We start from the raw sequence: 25519 nt of genomic DNA on the forward strand, positions 1-25519 counted from the left end.
ATATGATTGAGGGTTATCATTTTATTGAAACGCTTGTACATGAAGAAGATTTTATGATTTATCGAGCGGTAGATGAACAGACAAGTCACTCGGTTTTAATTAAAATGTCTACCCTATATCAAACTTCAAAAGCCCAGCAAGAGATGTTAGAACAAACGGTTTACATTAGTAAGTTATTACCCGATGAGTCGACATTAAATTTTAAACTATACTATGAAAAATCGGCTAGAAGAAAACCTTACTTAATGGCACCAGATGTTCGAGCGATTCCGCTAGATTTCTACATAAAAAGAGGGTTATTACTTAATATTGATTTTTTAACCATCACGAAAGAAATAGCGGGGATTCTCGCTCAGTTACACCAGCACCGGTATGTTTATCAGTCAATTACACCTTCCTCCATCATGATATTCCCACAGTCAAAAAAAATGATTTTTACAAATTTTTGCTTCTCAATAAAAGAATCAACTTTGGTTGTAGAACAGTCCATACAACCGATTATAAAAAGGATGGCTCCGTATTTATCACCTGAGCAGACAGGGAGAGTTGGGCGACTAGTTGATACAAGGAGTGACTTTTACTCATTAGGTATCCTATTATACCAATGGTTGACAGGGAGATTACCTTTTATTACAGAGGATGACATGGAATGGATTCATGCCCATATTAGCAAAAAGCCATTGCCACCACATGAATTGAACAAAGAAGTTCCAAAAGTATTCTCGATGATGGTGATGAAGCTTTTAGAAAAGAATCCCGATAATCGTTATCAAAGTGCATTTGGATTAATACGAGATTGTGAAAGGTTAGAAAAGGAACAAGCTATTTTACTAAACAATCAACCCTTTATTTTAGGGAGTGAAGATCAACCGACTAATTTAATCTTTTCAAATCATCTTTATGGATATGAAGAGAAAGTGATTAGATTACAAAATTGCTTTAGGAGAGTAAAAGATGGGGAAACAGAGGTCGTCTTAATTGAAGGAGAGTCTGGAACCGGAAAGACAGCTTTGCTTGAAAGAGCTTTTCAGCCGTTTATAAAAGAAGCTTACTTCATTCAAGGCGTTTACGAAAAGAGAAATGCCCATCAGCCATATCATGGTTTAATAAATGGATTTGCTCGTTTTGTTGACGGAATTTTAGCATCTGGTACAGAAGAGGTTAACAAATGGACTCGTATTTTTATCGAGGAATTAGGCGATTCCTTACATACGATAGGAAGAATTTTCTCAGATATCTATTTAATTGTCGATGAGACCGAGCAGCGTATAAAGATTACGGAAGAAACAGAATCAAGAATAACGTTCAAACAAGCTGTTCATTCGCTTTTAACTTGCTTAGCTGGGCAAGGGAAGCCAGTTGTCTTTTCAATTGATGATATCCAGTGGATGGATCAAGCCTCCTATCAGCTATTTAAGGATGAACAATCATTTTATCATCAGGCTAATATTTTATTTATTTATGCTTATCAAACCGATCACAACACTGAAACGGTAGTAAAAGAAGATGTTCGTCAAGGTCTATTTATGAATCGTACAGTTGATTTAATCGTGAATTTAAGCTCTTTTTCAAAAAAACAAATTGAACCTTGGATTGGTCAATCCTTTCATTTAGAAGAAAAAATGAGCACTGAAGTTGTAAATGAGCTTTTTGAAGCAACAAAAGGGAATCAGCTCTTTCTTCAACAAACAATAAAAAATTTATATAAAAAGGAGCAATTTGTTTTTAATCAGCTTAGTGGACATTGGACTTTTGTCAATCCTATTATTGAACCGATCAAAAGGAAAGGAAACGATAAGTTTATTTATAAGAAACTTAGTAGACTGTCCACTCAAGTAGAGGACATTTTAAATTATTGTGCATGTATAGGTTATCAATTTAAGAGCGATATATTATACGAGGCTCTTTCTATCCCAAAATCGATTATTGATTATAGTATTCAACAATTACAAGCGGCTGGAATTATAAAAATGGTAGAGATGGAGTTTGATTTTTATCAAGTGATAAGATTTGTGGAAGAAGATACATGGCAAACTTTCTACGATCATTTGTCTGCTCATATAAAAGCGCAAAATCACTTTCGTATCGGGCAAACGTTACTTAATAATCGTACACAGCGACAAGTGCACTCTACTATTATTGATCATTTTAATAAATGTTTTAGTTTATCTTTATCTGAAAAGACAAAAAAAGAAATGGCTGAGTACAATCTTATTTTAGGTGTGCGGTATATGGAATCAGATGCCCATTATTCAGCTAATGCTTACTTTGCTTACGGATTAAAGTGGTTAGAAGGAGATGAGTCTTCACATTTATCTTTTCAATTACTTCTCGGTAAAGCAAGGTGTCTATATGCCGTAGCTCAAAATACTAAAGCACAGGACCTCACAAAAGAGCTTTATGAAAAAGCGACAAGCATAAAAGAAAAGATTGATGTTCTGACTATAGAAATTAAAATGACTAATCATTTAGTAGATCCAGAAAAAGTGATTAACTTGGCACTAGAAGGATTATCTCTCTTAGGTTATTCATTCCCTAAAAAAATGATTGGCTTTCATGTTCTAAAAGAGCTTGTTACGGTACGTTTAAAGATGAGACGAATCGAGAAACAGAAAGAAGAACTTCCAACTGAATATAGTGAGCGTGAAAAAATGACTTTCTCCATGCTTGAAGCAATGGGGATTGCTGTATATGGATATAAACGTGAGTTGTATGCATTGCATATATTAAAGCTGATGAAGAGCCAGTATCCAAGTTTTAATCATGCTAATTCATCGTTAATTCTCTCTCAATATGCGATGGTTTTAAGTGAGGGGTTGAATGATTTTTCAGAGGCTTACAAAGTATCAAAATGGGCGAACGAACGAGTGGGGCATAAGGCAGACTCGTTTACAAAAGGAGTCACACACTTTATTTTTTCAGGTTTTATTCAGCACTGGGATGAACCACTTCAAAATAAGATTGCAAGTTTACAAAGTAGTTTTGAGATGAATAAAAAGGCAGGGAATCTAGTCGTTGCAGGTGGATGTTTAATCCTGTCTTTTAATACTCTTTTAATGATCGGATTACCTGTGCAGACATTATTAAAATATGTCGAGGATTTTCGTCATAAAGCTCAGCTTTTAAGGTTAGAAGAATTTATTGAATATTTTGACCTGGTTGAAAAGATTATGGAGACATTAGCTGATCTTCAAGTGGCAAGAGAACGACGCAAAGAAATAGAGGCTGTTTATAAACGATTAAAAATGCAGTTTAAATCTAGAGAAACAACACTTTCCTATTTCTCTTTACTAATGACCTTTTATTGGACGGTTACGAAAGAATATGAGAATTGTTTAAAGGAAGTCAAAGAAAGTCAATTCCTATTTGTAGATCGAAATAGTGTATTAGGATCAGCTCAATGTGAATACTGGGTTTATCATAGTCTTTCTATTTGTTTATCTGAGGAATTGACTAAAGCGGAAAGGAAAGCGTATGTTGCGACTATTCGTTCTTATTTAAAAAAAATAAAAAAGTGGAAAAAACAAAATGCAGCTAATTTTGCTAGCCGTTATTTCATCATTGAAGGCTGTTATCATTTATTGAAACAATCACATGAAAAAGCGATCCACTCTTTTAAACAGTCTGCAAAATTAACAAAAGAACAAAACTGTATTCATCAAGAAGCTTTAATCAAACAAGTGTTGAGTATGATCTATCTAGAGAAAGGCAAACAAGCATTAGGACATAAGTATTTGCAACAAGCGAATAACAATTTTCAATTCTGGGGAGCTGAATTCGTTGTCGAATTAAATAGGCAGTCTTTTCATATTAAAAAGCCGGAAACGATAACAGAGAACAGCTTTATGGTAGGCTCCATAGATACGATTAGTTTAATGAAGGCCTCTCAAGTTCTATCACAAGAAATTGTTTTAGAAAAGGTCTTGCAACAGCTGATGAAAATTGTTTTAGAATATGCAGGAGCAGTAACGGGTGTCTTAATTCTATCAAAAGACAACCAATTATATATTGAAGTAAGAGGGGAAATGAAGCAGGATATCACGACAATTGAAGTTGTACAATCTATTCCTGTCTATTCATATGGGAAAGTCCCGACAACCCTAATTGATTATGTAGTTAAGCTACGAAAGGCTATAATCTTTGAAAATTTAACAAAAGATACCCGATTTAATAACGACAAATATATTGAAGAACAAAAACCGAAGTCCGTGTTAATTAGTCCAATTACTCACCATAAGAAATTAATGGGAGTTCTCTATTTAGAAAACAATTTATCGACACATGCTTTTACAAAACAAGATATATCGGTCTTAAGCCTTTTAATGAATCAAGCGGCTATTTCGATTGAGAATGCCCACCTCTATAAAGAAATGCAAGTATTAAATGAATCATTAGAAGAAAAAGTGAAAAGTCGAACTTATTATTTGGAGAAAACACAAAAAGAAATGGCTCAAACTTTGGCAACAAAATCGGTTCTAGAGGAGCGAAACCGAATTGCCCGAGACATTCATGACGTTGTTGGTCATACGTTAACAACAGCTATCGTTCAAGCCGAAGCTAGTCGACGTCTTTATCACAAAAATGAAAAACTGTCGATCGAAAAATTAGAGCTATCACAACAATTAATTCGAAAAGGGCTAAATGAAATTAGGCGGTCCGTTAAACTTTTAAATCAATTTGATACAGAAGAAGAAATCGATTTTGCAAATGAAATAAATAAAATTATTCAAGAGACAGAGTTAAGTACGGGAGTAATCATTGACTCACAAATAGATATTAACGAACCTATTCCCTCAGTCGAAATGAAAAAAATGATAGTTCTCGCTCTAAAAGAAGCTTTTACCAATGGGCTTAAACATGGTAATTGCACAAGATTGTATGTTCTACTCCAACAAACTGGAAAACAACTTTATTTAAAAATAGTAGATAATGGAAAAGGGGCGGAACAAGTAGAATTCGGTTTTGGCTTACATTCAATGAGGGAAAGGGTAAGGAAACTTGAGGGGGAAATGGTTGTTGCATCAACAGCTGGTATTGGAACTTCGATTGAGATTAGGGTAAATAACATGGAAAGAATAGAAGTATAAAAAGAAGAATTCGCTTTATATCCTTCTCAATTAAGAGCTACTCAAAAGGTCAGCCGGTCTTTTGAGTAGCTTTCTTTTGATGAAAAGTAGATGTATTAATCAATCATCATTGGAAAAAGGATGAGTTTGAGTAGTAATTAAATAATTTTGGATAGTTTAGTGTCTGGTTGTTGTTTGCTCGTATACACTTCTGAATTTGATAAGAAAGTTTTGATTTCTTCGATTGATAACCCAAGTTGTTTGGCCTCTTTTATTAGTGAGACCCAGTCAAGATCAATTGGTTCCCTTTCCATGCTCGTAACTCCCCCTCAGAAATTAACTTCATTAAAAGCTTTTATCTATGCACAAAAAATAAACTTTAAAATTGAATAGTTAATAGAGCACTATGGTGAGTGGTATAGTTTAATTTTAACTATATTGAAAAAAATGGATAGTTACTACAGTCATATGTTTAGTCACATATTCATGAAGAGTATCTTAATTTGAATATTAATAATAGTAAGAAAATACCGAACTTTATAATGATAAAATACCTACAAAATGAAAATGAATGAGTGGAAAATAGGGAAATTTTAAAAGTTAAATACGATGAAAGTGTGTTTTGTCCGCGAATAGACATGAGTCTTAAGATCTATAAAATGGCAATTTAATTTGAATTGTCTTACATTATATAGTAAATTAAACATAGTATAATTCCTTTTTCTCTCTATTAATATACAATTAATGTGTCTAAAGAATTATATTCGTTTTTTCCGAGATTAGTACAAAATAAGAAAATAAAAAATAACTGATTTTAAGTGGTGCCAGGATTGGGAAGTAGGGGGGATGGAAGTTTTGAAAAAACCATTAGAAATTTTATTGATTGATTCTCAAACCTTAATGAGGGAAGGGCTCCGGTCTATTATTGAAATGAATGAAGATATGAGAGTTGTGGCTGCAGTAAAAAGTGAAGAAGAGGCTTTAATGATTGCCAAAGAAAAGCAGCCAGAACTTATTGTCATTGATATTCAAATGATTAAGTTAAGCGAGCATAACCTTTTAAAAGAACTAAAACAAAGTGTACAAAAGGGAAAAATATTGATTTTAACGAATAAAGAGGAAGAAGACGATATAATTAGCGAAGTTATTTCTCATTGTGATGGTTTATTGCTAAAAAATATGACCAATGATATGCTCGTTCAAGCTATTAGAAATGTTACGAAAGGGGAATTAATAATCCCTCATATCTTTGCCAAATCGTTATTACATAATTATTCGAATGTCTCAAATATAAAGGAACAGAATGAGCCTAAACAAGAGTCGGGAATTAAATTTTCAAACAGAGAAAAAGATGTAGCTCAGCTTTTATCAGAAGGTCATTCGAATAAAACGATTGCCCAATTACTTTTTATAAGTGAAGGAACAACGAAAAACTATATTAGTGATATTTATAGCAAAATTGGAATTAAAGAAAGAGGACGAGCTATTTCCTTTTTAAAACATTATTTATCTTAAAGGGAGCTAAATTAATCAAAGGCTATTAGGTTTCTATGTAAACAGTCGTTCATAGGCTCAAACTGTTTTTTATGATCTAAAAACGGAATGCCCAGAGACTCCTGCGGGAAAAGTGAAACACGGGAGACCCCACAGAGACTAGCAGCTTCGGAGGCTCCCGGTTCACCCCCGGAACGCACAGGGTATGCACTGACGTAGTAAGCCAAATCATCCAAACCTATTTTACGCTTTTTTGTTTACATAAATCTAGGAAGAAGATATTGACAAATTCTTAATAAAGAACTAAAATTAATTCAATCGTAGTTTTGAAGTTCTTTTAATAAAAGGAGCTAATTTTTTTCGTCTTTTCGTTCTTTTTAAAGAACTAAAAAGATATAGAGTTTTATATAAGTGAATCTAGAAAGGTAGGAATTTTTTTTTTTGGTCCGATCGTTCTTAATAAAGAATTAAAAGGGTGCGTATGCTAAAGGTAAGGAGTGAAGGTATGAATCAAACTATTCAATTCGATAAAGGAATAAAGGCAGATTTGTATATTTATGAATTAAACCGTAAGCTACTTAACAAAAAGTGTTCTGAAGTCAATGTGGTTGAATTAACAAATGAGGCAATTGAATTTTATAGTTCGTTAGAGTTACCACTCATAAAAGGGGTCATTTATAAAATTAAAACAGAGATTTTTAAAAAAGAACTAGAATTATTCGGCATTATTTGTGAAAAAAGACAACGGTTGGACTCGTCCCTTCTTTATTATCAATTATATTATATTTCCCTTTCTAAACATGAGAACCTCCATTTACATGAGATTAAATTAAAGCAAAGTCAATTGAAGAAGTATGAGATGGACACATTAGTTGTAAATGAATTTTATAATAAAGGGGAAAATTTGAATGGTTGTAAATAATATTAGAAGTTTAAGAAAAAGTAAAGGAATGACATTGGAACGTTTATCGATTGCATCAGGGGTATCCAAGTCATATATAAGTTATATTGAAAGGGGTGTTCAAAAGAACCCAAGTATTGCTGTTCTTATAAAGATTGCTAAGGTGCTTGAAATAGAGTATGTCGAATTAATTGAAATCATTAAAGGGCATGAAATACAAGGGGCAGATTTAGAAAAGAAGAACATAAAAAATGAGCTGAATAAGTGACATCAGTTCATTTTTTGGCTCTTTAACCATTGTCTTGTTTATTTTTCCATTTGATAAAATCTAAATACTCACGGAACTGTTCTTTACTAATTCCAGAATTCATTGCGTCTTGAACTAACTCAATCCAATTCGGATCTAAATCAGTTTCTTTTTCTGGTTGACTTTTTTCGTCATAAAGTAAATCTTCAACAGACACATTCAACATAGCAGCCACTTTTTCAAGAAATTGAATGGATGGGTTTGATTGAATGTTTCGCTCAATCGAACTCAAGTATGATTTAGCTACACCAGCTTTATCAGCTAATTCGGTTAAAGAATAACCTTTTTCTAGCCTATATTTTTTTACTTGATCACCTATCATAGTTCGTACCTCTCTATATTTATGAGTAATATCTTAATGATTATATCAGTGTCTGAACTGTTCTGTAAAGAGAACTAATACATGTTTTTCTTTTTTTTCGAAGTCTTAAAAAAACGTTGTATGTCTTCAATGGACAGACCTAATTGTTTAGCTGTTTTCATTAGTTGCACCCACTCTAAATCAACCTTCTTATGACTCACTCTTCAACATCCCTTCAACTTATTCTGAATTATCAGTAATTAAAACGGAAACTTGAAACTTGTTTTCTGATGATGTCAGGTTGCTTTTGTTCATTATAAAGAACAAAAGTGGAAAAATAAAGGGTGAATATAAGTAGAGAAATGAAGTATATAAGCGGTTTTAAAAGTATAAGAATAGTCATTTTATCTGATGGTTGTATATGTCGATATTTAAGGGAAAATAAGAAATCAATTAGAAAAGTTCATTATATAGAATTTTTCAAACTAGGCTTTTATAGGATACACAAGGAATACCCTATAGAAACGAGCCATTATAACTCCTGTAGCTTTTCAACAAGTTTATTAAATAAAACTTTGTCACGGTTATCTAATGCTTCATCAATTGCTTTCATTAAGGCTTCTTTGTCTTTGTTTTTTATGAGTTGTTCGATCACTTGATTGGTTTCTTCTTCATATTTTTTGAAGCGTTTGAAACGTTGGAAGTTATCACTTTTCTCATTTTCGAGAAGTTGTAAGTAACGATGATTTAAGGACTTGCCGTTAAAGTTTAAGATTAGGTAAAACGATTCCGTTGGATTTGTAACCAAATCGTCTAGTAAACTTGATAAATTGTCTGTTTTTGTTTTCTTGTTATAATACATAAAACCTGGTTCATCTGATTGATACGATGATATGATCATTGTTTTTTTATTTTTATTAATTGAATCAGTAAATTTTAATTGATCAAGAAGATGATGATTTCTTATGAATTGATCAAGAATCAGCTTAGCTTCTTTGTTTTTTAATTGATTATTTTTGATAAACCATTGTAAGAAACCTCTTTTCTGTTCATTTGAAACCCATTTTTTCATAGAAACCACCTTTACCTTAACGTTGAGAAAATAATAGTATAAGTTTATCACTAATCAAGCTAATTTTTTAGTGATTTAATTGAATTTTAAGATAAATTAAAGGAGTGATGAATAAAAAAAGGTCGTTTGTCTAAGTAGACAGACGACTAAATTTTATGAAACGGGTTGTTTAGAATGTAGTAATTTTCTATCAAAAATAAATGGACCAAATGGAATGATGGAAGCAAGCATAGCTAGTCCACCTTTTGCGAATGACCAACGAGCAATAAACATCATCACAATAACAGTGATAATATAAATGATAAATAGCCATCCGTGGGCCATACCGATAACAGTAACAAAACTTGGTAAATCAAATAAATACTTTAGTGGCATCGCTAAAAATAATAAAAGAATTAAAGAAATGCCTTCTAAATAACTAATGACGCGGAAAGTACGAGTCGACATATTCATATAAAACCCTCCTTAAATAAAAAGCGGAGTCCGTTTGGGCAGAAGCGAGAAAAGAGCAGTTGGTTTACTGCGTCAGCTGCATGCCCTACGCGTTCCGCGGGTGAGTCGGGAGCCTCCTCGCTTCGCTGCGGGGTCTCCCGTCCTTCACTAATCCCGCAGGAGTCTCCGGGCATTCCGCTGACTCCGTTTTGGTTAACTAAAAACAATCCGTTTCAACCTAGTAGAAAACATTTTGCTAGGCTTTTCTCGAAGTTCTAACGGACGCAGCTAGATTAAATAAAAAGCGGAGCCTGTTCGCTCAGAAGCGAGAAAAAATACAGGGCTGACTAAAAAGTCGCTTTTTGACTTTATAGGCAGACCGATTTTTCTCGAGCTTCTAACAGGCGCAGCTAGATTAAATAAAAAGCGGAGTCCGTTTGGGTAGAAGTGAGAAAAAATACAGGGCTGCCTAAAAAGTCGCTTTTTGACTTTATAGGCAGAGCGATTTTCTCGAGGTTCTAACGGACGTAGCTAGATTGGTCATGCCTAACATTCTAGCATACTCTTGAAATAGGAACCTAATGGAGAGTTTATGACATTTTTAAATTAGTGATCTATCAATGATGGCTTCAGTTATTTTTCATGAACCAAAACGGAGCTAGCACAATGCCCTGGAGACTTCGGACCCACCAGCGGAGTATGCTAACTAATGTAACGACATTTTAACGAACTGCCCGTTTTTTAGTAACCTCCGACTTTGTCTGTCGCGAGGATGTTCCCGACTCACCTGAGATTGCAGCGGGCATGCAGCTTGGAGTATAAGTTGGCTCATCTTAAAAACAAGTGCTTATCAGTGATTTCAATGGAACTTGACAGAGGTCATTCAGTTTGAAATAATAAGCGCAATAGCCAAAATGGTCTTGTAGGGTTCCGCAAATCGGTTCGTTTGGTCTGGTCCAAGACAAGACACACATCTTTATAAAAAGGTGTGACACGGAGGGATAAAAGCCCGGGAGATGCTGTCAATGACAGCAATCTCTCGGGTTTTTTTAGTGCATGTTCAAAATAGAAACAGTCAATAATCATAAAAGAGGAGTGGGGTCAAAATGAATAAAGAATGGATATTATTAATGGTTGCCGCGTGTTTTGAAGTCGGTTGGGTAATTGGGTTAAAGTATTCCACAAATATACTTGAGTGGGGAGCCACGATTTTGGCGATTATGATTAGTTTTTCTTTACTCATTCGTTCAGGAAGTCGTTTGCCGGTGGGAACGGCCTATGCTGTTTTTGTTGGATTAGGGACAGCAGGGACGGTTATTTTTGATATGGCTGTATTTGGAGAGCCTTTTCGTTGGTCGGTTGTCATGCTTATTGTTTTATTACTTGTAGGTGTATTAGGTTTGAAAATGAGAACTTTTGATAAAGAAGAAGACAAAGAAGTAGGTGAAGTTTAAGATGGAATGGATTTATTTAGTATTAGCAGGTATTTTTGAAATGGTTGGAGTTGCTATGATCAACCAATGGCACCATACAAAAAAGTGGCTCGCAATGTTCTTTCTTATTGCTACATTTGGTCTTAGTTTTCTCTTTTTATCTTTGGCAATGGAAGTGTTGCCGATGGGAACCGCTTATGCCATTTGGACAGGAATTGGAGCTTCTGGTGGTGCGCTTGTGGGAATCTTATTTTATAATGAGCCTAAAGATAAATGGCGTATCTTTTTTATTGCCCTCATTTTAGCAGCAGCCGTTGGTTTAAAAGCGACCAGTTAGTAGGCAGGAGCTAGAGGGGTAAGGGAATGAAGCTCGTTCAGCTTTCGTTCCTAAAAAAGCAGCGCTCATATAAAGGAGATTTTAATAAATCTATGGGAAAAAAAGTCGTATTGGCGGAAAAGCCATCTGTTGGTCGTGATTTAGCGAGAGTTTTACAATGTACAGAAAAGAGAAATGGTTTTTTTGAAGGGAAAAATTATATAGTGACCTGGGCTTTAGGACATTTAGTCACATTAGCTGCTCCAGAAAGTTATGGGGAATCCTATCAAACGTGGAAGTTAGAAGACCTTCCTTTGTTGCCGAAGAAGCTTAATTTAATTGTGATCAAACAAACTCAAAAACAATATCAAATCGTTAAAACACAATTAAGAAGAAACGACGTTGATGAGGTTATTATCGCGACAGATGCTGGCCGTGAAGGAGAGCTTGTTGCTCGTTGGATTTTAGAAAAAGCGGCTGTACAAAAACCAATCAAACGTTTATGGATTTCATCGGTTACAGATAAAGCGATTAAAGATGGCTTTAACAAGTTAAAGAGCGGAAAAAATTATGAAGGATTATATGCCTCGGCAGTTGCCCGGGCTGAAGCTGATTGGTATGTAGGGATGAACGGAACACGTGCATTAACGACAAAATTTAATGCCCAGCTTTCTTGTGGCAGAGTGCAGACTCCGACACTGGCGATGATTGCTAAAAGAGAAGAGGATATTCGTCAGTTTAAACCAAAACCCTATTGGCTCCTGCAAGCAGAAACAAAGGAACAATTGAAGTTGCATTGGTATGATGAACGATCAGGAGAGCAACGAATTTTTTCAGACGAGCAGGCAAAAGAAATTATAAAATCAATTGATCGTCAAAAGCTACAAGTGAGCGATGTCAAAAAAACGAAGAAAAAAACACCAGCGCCAAAACTCTATGATCTAACCGAGTTACAAAGAGAGGCAAATAAACGTTTTGGCTACTCTCCAAAAGAGACGTTAAGTACATTGCAACGCCTGTACGAACAGCATAAAGCGGTCACTTATCCGCGGACAGATTCCAATGTGCTTTCAAGTGATTTAGTTGATACGTTGTCTGAACGAGTTAAAGCCGTTGATGTCCAGCCTTATCGTAAGCATGTTGCCCAAATCCGCCGCGGGAATTTAATAATCCAGCCTCATACCGTAAATGATAAGCTCGTGACAGATCACCATGCGATTATTCCAACTGAACAAGTCGCACCAGCCTCGCTTTCAGATAAGGAAAGAAAAATTTATGATTTAATCGTACGGAGATTTTTAGCCGTGTTATTTCCGGTCTATGAATTTGAGCAAACGACGATTATCGCAAAGGCGAATAACCAAAGCTTTAAAGCGAGTGGGCAAAAGGAACTTGAGTTAGGGTGGAAGACGATTTATGCCGATTCTTCAACCAAGAACGAAACGACTATTCCTTCGATTCAAACAGGTGATTTATTAACGGTAGCGAAGTTCGACAAAAAGCAAGAGCTAACAAAACCTCCCGCAAGATTTACGGAGGCAACGCTCTTATCGGCTATGGAAAAACCGGCATCTTTTCTTGAAAATAAAGATCCAGATTTAGTCGAAACATTAGGAAAAGCTGGTGGGATAGGAACGGTTGCCACAAGAGCGGACATTATCGAAAAGCTTTTTCAGACATTTTTAATGGAAAAAAGAGGCCAAGATCTATCATTAACCTCAAAAGGGAAACAGCTCTTAGACCTTGTTCCTTCAGGACTAAAATCGCCTGCATTAACAGCTGAATGGGAGAAAAAACTAGATGCGATTACAAAAGGGGAACTTGATCAAAGAACGTTTATTACCGAAATGAAGGAATATGCTTCAAGCATTGTCAAAGAAATTAAAAACAGTGAACAAAAATTCAAACATGATAATCTGACGGGTAGTAAATGTCCAGAATGTGGAAAGTTATTGCTTGAGGTGAACGGTAAAAAAGGTAAAATGCGCGTTTGCCAAGATCGTGAATGTGGATATAAAAAACGACTGGCTATGGTGACCAATGCCCGTTGTCCAAAATGTAAAAAGAAACTTGAACTACGTGGAGAAGGGGAAGGACAAGTATTTGCATGTGTTTGTGGTCATCGTGAGAAAAAATCGGCGTTTGAGAAACGTAAAAAGGCGACACAACATCAAAAGGTTTCGAAAAAAGAAGTCTCTCAATACATGAAAACACAAAATAAAGAGGACGACTTTTCCAATTCGGCACTAGCTGATGCCCTTGCCAAGTTAAAATTAGATAAAGATTAAAAAGAAACATACTAAGATTAGTGGGTAAGATCATCGACGGATGATTTTACCCACTATTTTTCTTTTAGGAGTATAGTGAGAGGTGAAAGAAAGCTCGACCAAAGCCTCAGGGATTCAGAATCCGGAAATCAAACCGAGCTTCTTCACTTTCATTACTGAATCAGTTTTAAGTATGTTGGGGCCATTGAGCTCGTGTATAGGAAATGGGAATCGGAATGAATAAGTGAAGAACTTTCAACTTTCGTATGAAAAGAGGAGAAAACATGGAATTTGTAACTGCTTTAGATGTTTCAATGGGGAGAAGTTATGTCGTCATCTATCAAAATCAAACATGCATTTATGAACAAGAGATTGCCCATAATCTTAAAGGGTTTCAACAGCTGCTCCATCAAATTCAAAGCCTCCCTGGGAAGGTGACAGTGGTTTTCGAATCCACAGGTATTTACTCAAAGCCGGTTGAAACATTTTGCCAAAAGAATGCACTGCCTTATTGTCTCTTAAACCCCTTGGCAGCTAAAAAGCAACTCGAACAAAATACACTCAGAAGTTGGAAGACGGACAAGCACGATGCACATATGTTAGCTCAATCTCACACCCATCACAGAAGAGAAGAAAAGATCCATCCATCGGATGTCTATCAAAATCTGCGTGATTTCTCTCGCTTTTATCAAGAAATAGAGGAACAAATTAAACGTATGCGTATGTACTTACACAATGCCCTGCATATGAGTTTTCCAGAGCTTGAACAGTTCTTCTCAAATAGACTCACCCCATACGCGTTAACACTGATTGAACTGTTCCCTCACCCTGATCTTGTTTTAGGTTCCAGTATTACAAAGATTAAGGATCTTTTAGTGAATCACACGAAGAAAAAAATATCACAGGAACGAGCGAAACAAAAAGCCATAACCATTATGGAGTACGCACAATCATCGTATCCAGCTGTGCCGTCCAACAGTGTTCAAACTCAAAAAGTACAGTACTATGCACGTCAGCTACTTCACCTATTAGAAGAAAAAGAACACGCGTCCCGAGCGATGATTGCAGAAGCTAAAACCCTTCCTGAATTCGAACGGCTCATCAGCTTTCCTGGTATCGGTGAGATAAGTGCTGCCCTGCTCATGGGGGAACTAGGTGATGTATCCCGCTTCTCCACCCATAAACAAGTGAATGCCTTTGTTGGAATTGATATTCGAAGATATCAATCAGGTAAATATCATGGACAGGACCATATCAATAAACGCGGAAATCCCAAAGGGAGAAAGATTTTATATATAATTATCCGAAACATGATTCGCCAACAAAAGGCAGCTCCCAATCACATTGTCGATTACTATTACAAATTAAAAAAGCAACCTACCCCCAAGAAGGACAAGGTTGCCATTGTCGCTTGTATGAACAAGCTTATAAAGTGTATTCATTCCATGGTTAGAAATGATACAAAGTACGATTACTCGCACGCGGTCTCAACGGACCAATAAAAGTATTATATCACATGAACCTCATTTTAAATGAACTAGACTTGAGGTTTATTTCTTATGCCTAATCATACGTAGTCGTACTAGAAAATAAAATAAGTAGTATCCTCCTACGTTAGATTACCCAACAAAAAGTCTAATTTTATTCAGTTGATCAGCAAGTGCTTTTTAATTTCTGCAGGGCCCTCCGGGCCCTGCAGAAATTAATTACCTTAACCTACATGGATCAGAAACCCCTTGACTAAACGTAGGAAAGAGGCTGGGACAAAACTCTGTTCTGATCTGAAAAGCGTTCTACTCACCGTTCCCGAAAATCATGCTCCGCGTCCTGGAGGCCACTGAAAAAGTCGTGTTAGTTCGAATAGGATTGGATGATTTGGTTTACTCCGCCAGCGGAATACCCTACGCGTTCCGCGGGTGAACCGGGAGCCTCCTCACGACAAGTCGCTGCGGGGTCTCCCGTAGTTCACTTCTCCCGCAGGAGTCTCCGGGTATTCCGCTGGCTCCGTTTTGGTCAAACAAAAACCAGCTAAAGCCATAATGGATCATCTAATGAATCAACTAATGGTTTGAGATTCTTCCTAGTTAAAGGTGAGAATGAAATTTTTTCAGTGGCCTCCGTGTCCTGTGGGGTGGTGCCGAACTAACTAGTTTCACTAGTGGATTTCGGATCTGCCACTAGATCCCACGGGAGAGAGTCTCCGCATGACTCGCCCACTAAGATAGAGGATAAATCTTCTTATTCTTTTTGTAATATAAAATAAGTAATTTCCATTAAAAAAGTTAGATGACCGTCATTTCTAGTCATCTAACTCTTTTTTTAGTGGTTTTGCCCCAGCCTCTTTCAGTTATCCGAAGTATATGGAGAAAAACTGTGGATAAATCAAATCTTATAAAAAGGTTTATTTAATTAATTATCAAGGTTTTTTTCTTTTATTCACATTTGTCTGTGGGTAACTATTGTGATATCCACAGCTTATCCACATTATTGTGAGTAAGTTGGCTATTTTGAAAAAATGTCGGTTAAATTCCTTGGCTTGTGTTGGTTGGCGAAACTCCTACGGGAAGAAGCCCGCCGAAAGTGAAGGGTAGGGTTCCATTAGTTAGCTATACTCCGCCTCATACCTTACGCGTTCCGCGGGTGAACCGGGAGCTCCCACGCAAAGCTTAATGAGGGGTCTCCCGTGTTTCACTTCTCCCGCAGGAGTCTCCAGGTATTGCACTGGCTCCGTTTTGGTTAATGGACACCCATACCGGCAAACGCCCCACACATTAACCGATTTAATTTAATTAAGAACGTTCTACTTGTTTTAAAGGTTGTTTTGCTGGACCTTCCATTACATCGCCGCGATATGAAAATCTCGAGCCGTGACATGGGCAATCCCATGTTCGATCCCCGTGATTCCAGTTCAACTCACAGCCCATATGGGTACAGGTTGTATCAACTAAATGAAGTTGTCCGTCATGATCCTTGTACGCTCCCGTTCGTTGGCCTTTTACTTCAACAACGGCACCTTCATCTTTTCCTAATTCATCGATCTTTTTAAAGTCATTTTCAATTTTCCCTTGGATGAGATGTTTGGCCACATCAATGTTTTCAGAGAGGAAATGTTTGATGCTCGGATCCGCGATAAATCTCGAAGGTGTAAACAATAATTCGGCTGGATGGTATTGTTCGGTAATTTGTTTAGCGATGATTTGGGCGGCAGCAGTTCCATTTGTCATTCCCCATTTTCGATATCCTGTCGCAATAAAAACAGACGGCTTGTTTTTTGTAAGGTGTCCGATGTAAGGAAGTTTATCAAGTGTAATTAAATCTTGAGCTGACCAGCGAAATTGTGTATCAAACCCACCGAAGATATCTTTTCCAAAGTCTAGGAGAGCTTCATAGTGATAAAGGGTATCCATACCTTGACCCGCTTTATGTTTTTCCCCACCTAAAAGGATCAATTGTTTATCATTCATTTTTGTATATCGTAAAGACCGTTTTGGTTCATCGGCACTTAAATACATGCCTTCAGGAAAAGCTTCATCAATAAACCCAGCAATAACGTAAGAACGTTCTGCGTGCAACTTTGAAAAATACAAGCCCCCACCATCAAAAAATGGAAAATGAGTGGCGACGACAACTTTATCAGCGTAAACTCGGTGCTTGTTTTTTGTCATAACAGTCGTTTTGCTATCCTGTTCAATGTCAACAGCTACGGTATTTTCAAATAATTTCCCTCCATTCTCTGCCACATACTTAATAAAATGTGATACATATTCTAATGGGTGAAATTGAGCTTGTTTGCCAATTTTTAGGGCTGCCTTTGTCTCGATATTTAAAGGGATTTTATCGACAAATTGACCATGGATACCGATCTTTTGATACGCTTCAAACTCCTTTTCCAGGTTTCCTTCTCCACGATTGGTCGTTGCGTAAAGGTAGGCATCCTGTTCTGTAAAATCACATGAGATTGAATGATCCTCAATTGTTTTTTTGATAAAGGCGATGGCTTCTTCATTGACATCATAATATTGTTTGGCTTTTTCTTGACCGAGATGATGCAAAAGTTCATTATAAATTAAGTCATGCTGAGAGGTGATTTTAGCAGTGGTATGACCTGTAGTCCCATTTAATAGTTTTCCTGCTTCAATAAGTGCTACTTTTAATCCAGCCTCTGTTAGGAGATAGGCAGTCGTAATCCCGGTAATTCCACCGCCTACAATGGCCACATCTACAACTAAATCCTCCTCTAGTGTTGGGAAACTAGGTAATTCAGTTGAAGAGCGCCAATATGATTCGGGGTGTTCGGGTAATTGATTAGTATTCTGAGTCATTGGTTTCCTCCATTACTTGTCTGTTTACCCATACGATGTCCAATCAGAGGAAAATCATGTACTTGACCAAATACTTTCCCGCGTTAAGCTGCTTTTTCATTTTTAAGAGCTAATTGTTTTTTTCCTAAATGTAAAACAAAAAGGGCGAGAACAAATGTGAAGGAGCTGACGTAAAAGAGAGTCGGTCCCCCGAACAAATCGACCATGCTTCCTAAGAAAAAGGGGCCGATAATATTAGCCGACATGGAAAATAAATAATAAAAACCTGTAAATAAACCAATACTCGTTAGCCCTCCTAAATCGGCGACTAAAGGATAAGCTTGAACATTAACGAGTGCCCAAGCACAACCTGCCGCAAATAAAGTTATTTGTAAGGGCAGTGGCTCTGTATAAAAAGGAATGGTTAAAAAGATAAGTGGTAAAATTGAAAGACCAATCATCATCGTTTTGATTTTGCCAAACTTTTGCCCAATCCACCCAGCTGGAAGAGCAAAAAGAACAAACGACAGGCTGAAGAACCCAAGCGTTGTCCCAGCAAGTCCTGGACTAAAACCTAGTGTTTGTCGAGCATATAAAGTAAACAAGGCTTCAACTGAGGCATAACCAATAAAATAAATAAAAATCGCGAGTAAGATAAAAAGGGAAGAACGGTTTTTCTTTTCAAAAAGCATAATAAATCGTTTACGAAGCGAGCGAGTTGCAATGGTTTCTTCCTGGTCATCTAAAGTGTTACTACTATAAGCAGGCTTTCGGTCGACAACAAAAAATAAAAAGAAAAAAGAAGCCATGAGGATAATACTAGCTATTGTAAACGGGTAAATGGGATTGATATCAAATAATTGAGACAAACCGAATAAGGCAATAATCGCACCAATTCCGCCTAATAAGTTAATGATTCCGTTCGCAAAAGAACGCTTTTTAGGAGGAGTATGATCGGGCATTAAGGAGATGACAGGGGCCCGGTACAACGTCATGGCTAGTAGAAATAAAATGTCGATTGAGATTAAAATCCATAAAGTATCAGCGACAAAAGGCAAGAGAATAAAAAAGAGAGCAGCCAGTGGCATCCCGACGATTAAAAAGGGGAGGCGGTTACCGAATCGAGTTTGAACCCGGTCGGACCAAGAGCCAATTAGTGGGATCAGTAGAATTGCTAATAAATTATCTAACCCCATAATAAATCCAATGATACTTTGTTTTTCAATGTGCTCAGCTAAAATAATCGGCATAAAAGCATTGTAGAAAGTCCAAACGAGCGTTAACGCAAAAAATCCACTACCAATAACAAATATTTTTCTATAACGAAATGAATCGGACATGTTACTCCCCCTTATTGTTTTTATATAAAAATGATAATAAATGGCTCTCTTCCTTACTATAAATTCGGATTAGCCACTGAAGATTCCTTTTATATTACGAAAGTTTATTATTCCTTTACAATCATTGCCTTTGTCGTTGTTTCAAGTTAGCATAAGAGATGTTCGAATTAAGAGAAAGAAAGTTGGGTAAGTCAATGGTACAGGCACAACCTTTTTTAAAATGGGCTGGTGGGAAAAGGCAGTTGATACCTGAAATTTCCAAGTATATTCCAAGTTCTTATCATACCTATTTTGAACCGTTCATTGGGGCGGGAGCGGTGCTTTTTCATTTACAGCCAGAAAAAGCCATTATTAATGATGTTAATAAGGAATTAGTGAATACATATAAGGTGATTCGTGATCATGTAGAAGAGTTGTTAATAGACTTAAGAAAGCATAATAATTCCTCTGACTATTTTTATGAACTAAGAAATCTTGATCGTGACGCCGATAACTATCAACAATTATCAGCTATCCAGAAGGCTTCTAGGTTAATTTATTTAAATAAAACTTGTTTTAATGGATTGTATCGTGTGAATCAAAAAGGGCAATTTAATGTTCCGTATGGAAAGTACAAAAATCCTAATTTCATCAATGAAGATGTTATTCGTTCGGTTCATCACTTTTTGAACCAAGCGGATGTTGGAATTTTTAATCAGGATTTTCAAGAAGTGGTCAATCAAGCCAAACAAGGTGACTTTGTTTATTTTGATCCTCCGTATGATCCTGTTAGTACCACATCATCTTTTACGAATTATGCACTACAAGGCTTTGGAAAAGAAGAACAATTACGCTTAAGGGACCTTTATATTGAATTAGACAATCGAGGCTGTTATGTGTTATTAAGTAACTCAGCTACTGACTTTATTAAAGACATCTATTCAGGCTACCGGACAGAAATTGTTGGAGCGACAAGGAATATCAATTCAGTCGGTTCAAAACGGGGGAAAATTCAAGAAGTGTTGATTATGAATTATTAACAGGACTATCTTAAAAGGTTACTTAGCCTTTTAAGAAGTCTTTTTTTATAAACGCAACTTTCGCATCGAGAAAATCCGTTCAACTAGTTGGCAGAGCGAAAGGGAAGCTCTTAAACAAATGCCCTTGACACGTTTGAAAAGCGAGAACGCACTATCACACAAAACGGATAAACTGTGCATTAAGAAAAAATAGACAATGCTCTTCTTCGGCGGTCGCTCCCAAACAGACACTCCGCGTCCTGCAGGAACCTCATGAGCCTCCTCAGCACGCTTGCGGGGTCTCATTGGACGGTTTATTCCTGCGGGAGTCTCCGTGTCTGTTTGTCCGCTAGATCATGGAATCGAATCTAGGTTGGGTTTTCTCATTGAATAAAAAAACAGTCATGACTTCAACGTACATGAGCTTGAGAATGATTTTTTCTCCTTCCATGACTCATTCCGTTACAGTTGTAAACATATCTGTGTTGATGCTCTGTACATTAGCTAGATGATCGAGCTTGTTTATCCTGTCTTTTGATGACTACAGACTTAGGAAAAAATAGGTGGAAACTACCTATTTAGTTCCATAACCAACAAAGTGAAGAAGAAGGTCCTTCTGCGTTAAAAATAGCTGATTGAGAATGGCCCTATCATCAAGCACTCCCCTACACTTAGTGGACAAAACCATACGGAGACTCCCGCGGGAATAAACCGTGGAGCGAGACCCCGCAAGGCTTGCCGAGGAGGCTCGCCAGGTTCCCGCAGGACGCGGAGTATGGTTTTGGTAGCGACAGCCGAAGCGCTTAATTTTAGTGAACAGATTCCTTCAACAGCCTATTAAGAGATGTGTTCAGACTGTCAACGATTGAACCGTTCATGTAAAGTCAATTTGAGTATTGTATCGCCCTAAAGTCAATCCCTATCAACGATTAAGGGTCAATCATACGCTGCGAAAGTTGAGTTATAAACAAAAATGACTCATGACGTCTCACTAAGTGAGATTGGGGGTGAGTAAGGATGTGGATAGTGGGGATAAGTAATTAATACTCTAGAATTCAGAATTAAGATGTGAACAGAGGTTATGAGGAATAGAGGGGAACTTGGGGCTTTTTGGACAAACGTTTGCAGGAAAATAAATGAGAAAGTTATATGGATGTAAAAAGTTCATTATATAATGAATAAAAGCTGGGAACAATTTTAAGTAAGGATAAGTATCCGGTCAGGTAAAAACCAATTAATATTTAAGGGGATGGTCTTGTAACTTTATAAAACTTCTTTTATAATAAAATTAGTCTCAAAGTGCAAACGTTTGTCTTTTCTGTCCGATGGAAATGTAAACGGTTTTATTTAATAAAATAGTTCGATGTATAAGTCTAATTTAGGAGTGTTTAATATGATGAAAAAATGGTGGAAAGAAGCCGTTGCTTATCAAATTTACCCGCGAAGTTTCAATGATTCGAATGGTGATGGAATAGGTGATTTACAAGGGATTATTGAAAAGCTGGATTATATAAAGGATTTAGGGATTGACGTCATTTGGATTTGTCCTATGTACAAATCACCAAATGATGATAATGGATATGATATAAGTGATTATCAAGATATTATGGATGAATTTGGAGAAATGGCTGATTTTGATGCTCTTTTAAAAGAAGTGCATAATCGAGGAATGAAATTAATTATTGATCTCGTCATTAATCATACATCTGACGAACATCCTTGGTTTATTGAATCAAAGTCTTCTAAAGTTAATGAAAAAAGGGATTGGTATATTTGGGCGGATCCAGCTAAGAATGGTTCTGAGCCAAACAACTGGGAATCGATTTTTAATGGGTCTGCATGGGAATATGATAAAAAGACCGAACAGTATTATATGCATATTTTTTCCCGTAAACAACCGGATTTAAATTGGGAGAATGCCGATATCAGAGCGGCTCTTTATAAGATGATGAATTGGTGGATGGATAAGGGGATTGATGGTTTTAGAGTAGACGCCATATCACATATAAAAAAAATCAAGGGATTCCCTGATTTGCCAAACCCTAAAAAGCTTGATTATGTGCCTTCCTATGAAGGTCATATGAACCGTGAAGGAATTCATGAGTTTTTACAAGAATTAAAAAAAGAAACCTTTGATAAGTATGACATAATGACTGTTGGAGAAGCGAATGGTGTATCCGTAGACCAATCCGATATGTGGGTTGGTGAGGAAAAAGGTGCCTTCGATATGATTTTTCAATTTGAACATTTAGGGTTGTGGCGCAAGGAAACGGGAGACGATACAATAGATATCCTTTCATTAAAGAAAACATTAACGAAATGGCAAAATGGATTGAACGGTCACGGCTGGAATGCATTATTTTTAGAAAACCATGACCAACCACGCAGTGTTTCAACGTGGGGGAATGACGATGAGTACTGGTTAGAAAGTGCCAAAGCGTTAGGAACTTTATTTTTCTTTATGCAAGGAACCCCTTTTATTTATCAAGGTCAAGAAATTGGGATGACAAATGTACAGTTCCCTCATATTGAAGATTACAATGATGTTGGGATGTTAAACTTGTATCGCATTGAACGAGAAAAAGGGACTGCACATGAAGAGATTATGAAAGTTATTTGGGAACAAGGTCGCGATAACTCAAGAACCCCGATGCAATGGTCTGATGGGCATCAAGCTGGGTTTACCATTTCAGAGTCATCATGGTTCGGTGTGAATCCAAATCACAAAAAAATTAATGTGAAAGCTCAAGAAAAAGAGGACAATTCGGTTCTCAACTATTATAAAAAAATGATCGAACTTCGTAAAAGGCACCTCGGACTTGTTTATGGGGAATACGAGTTAGTGCTCCCTACGCATGAGCAAATTTATGCTTATACAAGAACATGGGAAGGGGAAACATTTCTTATTTTAGTAAATTTATTTGAGAAGGAAGCTCCATTTGAAACGGAACTATTAAAAGCGGATCAAAATGAATTGCTTTTGGCAAATTATAGCGATTCAAAAAATGTCCATGTATTAAAACCTTATGAGGCTCGTCTTTATAGATTATCCTAAAGTTTTTGGTTGGAATAATGTAGCAAAAAGATGAAAGGGTTCATTGCATTTTTTAGATGGGCATGGTAAGATGAATGACGGTAATAAATTTGCGCACCCTTTTGATTGGGTGACACATTGGTATCAGGATGACGACCATGTTCCAGATCGTTGTGGGATGTGGTTTTTCTTTGCTTTTATAGCAATATTTCCAACGGTTAACGGAATTAGCTAGGAAAGAAAGAGAATATAAGTGCTCGCTTAGACAAAAAATGGTCTTAAGTGGGGCTACGTAAAGTCATTCTAACTTATAGGGAAAACCTTTAAATGTGGAGTATTCTTAACAAAAAGATAAAGTAGCTAAAAACCCTTTGGGATAAGGCCAGTAACTTAAATACTGCCCTATATAGATGAAGAGCTTTAAGATTGTACGAACAATCATGGCTAAAGAACGCTCCTAACTTTATGTGTCGCAAAAACATAAAGGCGTAAAAATATAAGAAATAAAAGGAGATATTTAATTTGCCAACATTTCATGAATTTAATTTGAATCATCAAGTAGTAAGAGCGTTAGAGGAGATGGGGTTTGCAGAAGCAACACCTATTCAAAACGCAACCATTCCAACGACATTAGCAGGTAAAGATGTTATTGGTCAAGCACAAACAGGTACGGGGAAAACAGGTGCTTTTGGAGTGCCGTTAATTGAAAAGATCAATGTGGAAAACGATCACGTTCAAGGGCTTATTTTGGCACCAACTCGTGAGTTAGCGAACCAAGTATCGGAATCATTAGTGAAATTCGGGAAATACAAAGGTGTCCGTACGGTTGTTGTATATGGCGGTCAAGATATGAGAAAACAGATCCGTGATTTAAAACGGAAACCACACGTCGTTGTAGCTACTCCAGGTCGTTTAATGGATCATATGAATCGCAAAACGATTAGATTAAACCAAGTAGAAACGGTTATTTTGGATGAAGCAGATGAAATGTTAAACATGGGTTTCATTGAAGATATCGAAACGATTCTAAAAGAAATTCCTAACGAACGTCAAACATTATTATTCTCAGCGACAATGCCAAAACGTATCGAAAAGCTCGCTCAGCAATTTATGACAGAGCCACAAACGATTGCTGTTAAAGCAAAAGAAGTAACAATGGAGAATATCGAACAATTCTATATTGAATTGCATGAAAAACAAAAATTCGATGCTCTTTGCCGTCTAGTGGATATTCATACGCCTGAGCTTGCTATTGTGTTCGGACGTACAAAACGTCGTGTAGATGAGTTATCTGAAGCTTTAATTAAACGTGGCTATCGTGCAGAAGGAATTCACGGTGACTTAAACCAAGCGAAGCGTGACAGCGTGTTACGTAAGTTCAAAAATGGTTTAATTGAAATTTTAGTCGCAACGGATGTCGCTGCTCGTGGATTAGACATTAGTGGTGTGACACATGTTTATAACTTTGATTTACCACAAGACCCTGAAAGCTATGTTCACCGTATTGGACGTACTGGTCGTGCTGGGAAATCGGGTATGGCTATTACATTTGCAACGCCATCTGAGAAAGAGCATGTGATTGCGATTGAGAAAACCTCTAAGAAAAAAATGACGAAACAACCAATGCCGACGTTTGAAGAAGCAATGGAAGGTCAACAAAAGCTTGTGTTAGCACAACTTCGTGAAAAATTAGATCAAGAAGACACGAACTTTTATCGTGCCATTGCAAAAGACTTATTACAAGAAACAGATGCAACAACAGCTTTAGCGGCTGCATTGAAATTATTGACAAAAGAACCAGATACAACAGATGTAAAATTAACAGGTGAGGCACCATTACGCTCGAAAAAACGCCGTTCTGACGGTGGAGGTAGACCTTACCGCCGTAGCGGTGGTGGTGGCGGTGGCCGTAGTGATAACCGTCGCAGTTATAACCGTAAAGACGGTGATCGTGATCGTAACCGTAGAAGTGGTAGCCGCAGTGGCGGTGGCCAACGCAGTGCAAGTGGTGGACAAAGAAGTGCGAGTTCACAGCAACGTCGTTCTAAGCAAGCGTAAATTTAATATATTAGAGAAGGTTTATGCTAACTAGTGGAAACCTTCGAGATAAAGCTCGATGAGAAGTGAACGCCTCTCATCGGGCTTTTTTGTGTATGGTGCCGTGTTTTGAGGGGATTTTTCATTTGGCTGGCGACGATGTGAGAAAAGAGCTGAGCAATGCCGTCGAAAGTACTATGGCCGTGGAAGATGTGAGAAA

The 25519-nt window shown here is 36.9% G+C and carries 18 protein-coding genes and 1 riboswitch; of the genes, 11 read left to right on the forward strand and 7 right to left on the reverse strand.

What is annotated here, in order from left to right:
- The first annotated feature begins 2 nt into the window (after positions 1–2).
- Positions 3–5087 carry an AAA family ATPase gene (locus tag AA0017_RS21155; protein WP_413377733.1) on the forward strand — a complete coding sequence of 1695 codons (5085 nt, stop codon included), beginning with the start codon at positions 3–5 and terminating at the stop codon, positions 5085–5087.
- Between the two features lie 137 nt (positions 5088–5224).
- On the opposite strand, the gene AA0017_RS21160 is transcribed toward AA0017_RS21155, so the two are convergent.
- Positions 5225–5380 (reverse strand): anti-repressor SinI family protein, encoded by a 156-nt coding sequence (locus AA0017_RS21160; RefSeq protein ID WP_413377735.1) that lies wholly within the window; start codon positions 5378–5380, stop codon positions 5225–5227.
- 541 nt (positions 5381–5921) lie between these two features.
- On the opposite strand from AA0017_RS21160, the gene AA0017_RS21165 reads away from it, so the two are divergent.
- The 3 genes from AA0017_RS21165 to AA0017_RS21175 all read left to right on the forward strand — a co-directional run bounded on the left by AA0017_RS21165 (position 5922) and on the right by AA0017_RS21175 (position 7729).
- The gene (locus AA0017_RS21165; RefSeq protein ID WP_413377737.1) at positions 5922–6581 is read left to right on the forward strand and encodes a response regulator; all 660 of its coding nucleotides are present in this window, start codon (positions 5922–5924) and stop codon (positions 6579–6581) included.
- A 484-nt stretch (positions 6582–7065) separates the two neighbouring features.
- Complete coding sequence (locus tag AA0017_RS21170; protein ID WP_413377739.1) at positions 7066–7482, forward strand: hypothetical protein; 417 nt, start codon at positions 7066–7068, stop codon at positions 7480–7482.
- On the forward strand, positions 7469–7729 hold the full coding sequence (locus AA0017_RS21175; RefSeq protein WP_413377740.1) for a helix-turn-helix domain-containing protein: 261 nt from the start codon (positions 7469–7471) through the stop codon (positions 7727–7729). Before AA0017_RS21170 ends, AA0017_RS21175 begins: the two co-directional genes overlap by 14 nt.
- 22 nt (positions 7730–7751) lie before the next feature.
- Here AA0017_RS21175 and AA0017_RS21180 read toward each other — a convergent pair whose 3' ends face one another.
- From AA0017_RS21180 to AA0017_RS21195, 4 genes are all read right to left on the reverse strand, one after another.
- Positions 7752–8090: a helix-turn-helix domain-containing protein gene (locus tag AA0017_RS21180; protein WP_413377742.1), complete on the reverse strand. Its 339-nt coding sequence runs from the start codon at positions 8088–8090 to the stop codon at positions 7752–7754.
- 74 nt (positions 8091–8164) lie between these two features.
- On the reverse strand, positions 8165–8290 hold the full coding sequence (locus AA0017_RS21185; protein WP_413377744.1) for an anti-repressor SinI family protein: 126 nt from the start codon (positions 8288–8290) through the stop codon (positions 8165–8167).
- A 311-nt stretch (positions 8291–8601) separates the two neighbouring features.
- Positions 8602–9141, reverse strand: coding sequence for a YpiB family protein (locus tag AA0017_RS21190; protein ID WP_413377746.1), 540 nt, complete (start codon positions 9139–9141; stop codon positions 8602–8604).
- 153 nt (positions 9142–9294) lie between these two features.
- On the reverse strand, positions 9295–9594 hold the full coding sequence (locus tag AA0017_RS21195; protein ID WP_413377748.1) for a DUF3817 domain-containing protein: 300 nt from the start codon (positions 9592–9594) through the stop codon (positions 9295–9297).
- An 890-nt stretch (positions 9595–10484) separates the two neighbouring features.
- A riboswitch (guanidine-I (ykkC/yxkD leader) is annotated at positions 10485–10591 on the forward strand.
- An 88-nt stretch (positions 10592–10679) separates the two neighbouring features.
- Between AA0017_RS21195 and AA0017_RS21200 the strand changes: the two genes are divergently transcribed.
- From AA0017_RS21200 to AA0017_RS21215, 4 genes are all read left to right on the forward strand, one after another.
- The gene (locus AA0017_RS21200; protein ID WP_413377750.1) at positions 10680–11027 is read left to right on the forward strand and encodes a DMT family transporter; all 348 of its coding nucleotides are present in this window, start codon (positions 10680–10682) and stop codon (positions 11025–11027) included.
- 1 nt (position 11028) lies between these two features.
- Positions 11029–11343, forward strand: coding sequence for a DMT family transporter (locus tag AA0017_RS21205; RefSeq protein ID WP_413377752.1), 315 nt, complete (start codon positions 11029–11031; stop codon positions 11341–11343).
- Between the two features lie 92 nt (positions 11344–11435).
- Complete coding sequence (locus AA0017_RS21210) at positions 11436–13610, forward strand: DNA topoisomerase III (protein ID WP_413377754.1); 2175 nt, start codon at positions 11436–11438, stop codon at positions 13608–13610.
- 263 nt (positions 13611–13873) lie between these two features.
- Positions 13874–15091, forward strand: a complete 1218-nt coding sequence (locus AA0017_RS21215; protein ID WP_413376770.1) for an IS110 family transposase — start codon at positions 13874–13876, stop codon at positions 15089–15091.
- A gap of 1287 nt (positions 15092–16378) precedes the next feature.
- On the opposite strand, the gene AA0017_RS21220 is transcribed toward AA0017_RS21215, so the two are convergent.
- Positions 16379–17911: an FAD-dependent oxidoreductase gene (locus tag AA0017_RS21220; protein ID WP_413377756.1), complete on the reverse strand. Its 1533-nt coding sequence runs from the start codon at positions 17909–17911 to the stop codon at positions 16379–16381.
- An 83-nt stretch (positions 17912–17994) separates the two neighbouring features.
- Positions 17995–19230 carry an MFS transporter gene (locus tag AA0017_RS21225; RefSeq protein ID WP_413377758.1) on the reverse strand — a complete coding sequence of 412 codons (1236 nt, stop codon included), beginning with the start codon at positions 19228–19230 and terminating at the stop codon, positions 17995–17997.
- Positions 19231–19424: 194 nt separating this feature from the next.
- Here AA0017_RS21225 and AA0017_RS21230 point away from each other — a divergent pair, with 194 nt between their 5' ends.
- The 3 genes from AA0017_RS21230 to AA0017_RS21240 all read left to right on the forward strand — a co-directional run bounded on the left by AA0017_RS21230 (position 19425) and on the right by AA0017_RS21240 (position 25320).
- A complete protein-coding gene (locus tag AA0017_RS21230) occupies positions 19425–20249 on the forward strand; it encodes a DNA adenine methylase (RefSeq protein ID WP_413382756.1) in 825 nt (274 codons plus the stop codon).
- A gap of 1372 nt (positions 20250–21621) precedes the next feature.
- Positions 21622–23283 carry a glycoside hydrolase family 13 protein gene (locus tag AA0017_RS21235; RefSeq protein ID WP_413377760.1) on the forward strand — a complete coding sequence of 554 codons (1662 nt, stop codon included), beginning with the start codon at positions 21622–21624 and terminating at the stop codon, positions 23281–23283.
- A 501-nt stretch (positions 23284–23784) separates the two neighbouring features.
- Complete coding sequence (locus tag AA0017_RS21240; protein WP_413377762.1) at positions 23785–25320, forward strand: DEAD/DEAH box helicase; 1536 nt, start codon at positions 23785–23787, stop codon at positions 25318–25320.
- Positions 25321–25519: the final 199 nt, after the last annotated feature.

The sequence above is a fragment of the Alkalihalobacillus phoenicis genome (assembly GCF_047302405.1).
GTDB lineage: Bacteria > Bacillota > Bacilli > Bacillales > Bacillaceae_D > Alkalihalobacillus.

Coding starts and splice junctions, on each gene's coding strand:
- AA0017_RS21155 (WP_413377733.1), top strand. CDS start 3: ATGATTGAGGGTTATCATTTTATTGAAACGCTTGTACATGAAGAAGAT.
- AA0017_RS21160 (WP_413377735.1), bottom strand. CDS start 5,380: ATGGAAAGGGAACCAATTGATCTTGACTGGGTCTCACTAATAAAAGAG.
- AA0017_RS21170 (WP_413377739.1), top strand. CDS start 7,066: ATGAATCAAACTATTCAATTCGATAAAGGAATAAAGGCAGATTTGTAT.
- AA0017_RS21175 (WP_413377740.1), top strand. CDS start 7,469: ATGGTTGTAAATAATATTAGAAGTTTAAGAAAAAGTAAAGGAATGACA.
- AA0017_RS21180 (WP_413377742.1), bottom strand. CDS start 8,090: ATGATAGGTGATCAAGTAAAAAAATATAGGCTAGAAAAAGGTTATTCT.
- AA0017_RS21190 (WP_413377746.1), bottom strand. CDS start 9,141: ATGAAAAAATGGGTTTCAAATGAACAGAAAAGAGGTTTCTTACAATGG.
- AA0017_RS21195 (WP_413377748.1), bottom strand. CDS start 9,594: ATGAATATGTCGACTCGTACTTTCCGCGTCATTAGTTATTTAGAAGGC.
- AA0017_RS21200 (WP_413377750.1), top strand. CDS start 10,680: ATGAATAAAGAATGGATATTATTAATGGTTGCCGCGTGTTTTGAAGTC.
- AA0017_RS21205 (WP_413377752.1), top strand. CDS start 11,029: ATGGAATGGATTTATTTAGTATTAGCAGGTATTTTTGAAATGGTTGGA.
- AA0017_RS21210 (WP_413377754.1), top strand. CDS start 11,436: ATGGGAAAAAAAGTCGTATTGGCGGAAAAGCCATCTGTTGGTCGTGAT.
- AA0017_RS21215 (WP_413376770.1), top strand. CDS start 13,874: ATGGAATTTGTAACTGCTTTAGATGTTTCAATGGGGAGAAGTTATGTC.
- AA0017_RS21220 (WP_413377756.1), bottom strand. CDS start 17,911: ATGACTCAGAATACTAATCAATTACCCGAACACCCCGAATCATATTGG.
- AA0017_RS21225 (WP_413377758.1), bottom strand. CDS start 19,230: ATGTCCGATTCATTTCGTTATAGAAAAATATTTGTTATTGGTAGTGGA.
- AA0017_RS21230 (WP_413382756.1), top strand. CDS start 19,425: ATGGTACAGGCACAACCTTTTTTAAAATGGGCTGGTGGGAAAAGGCAG.
- AA0017_RS21235 (WP_413377760.1), top strand. CDS start 21,622: ATGATGAAAAAATGGTGGAAAGAAGCCGTTGCTTATCAAATTTACCCG.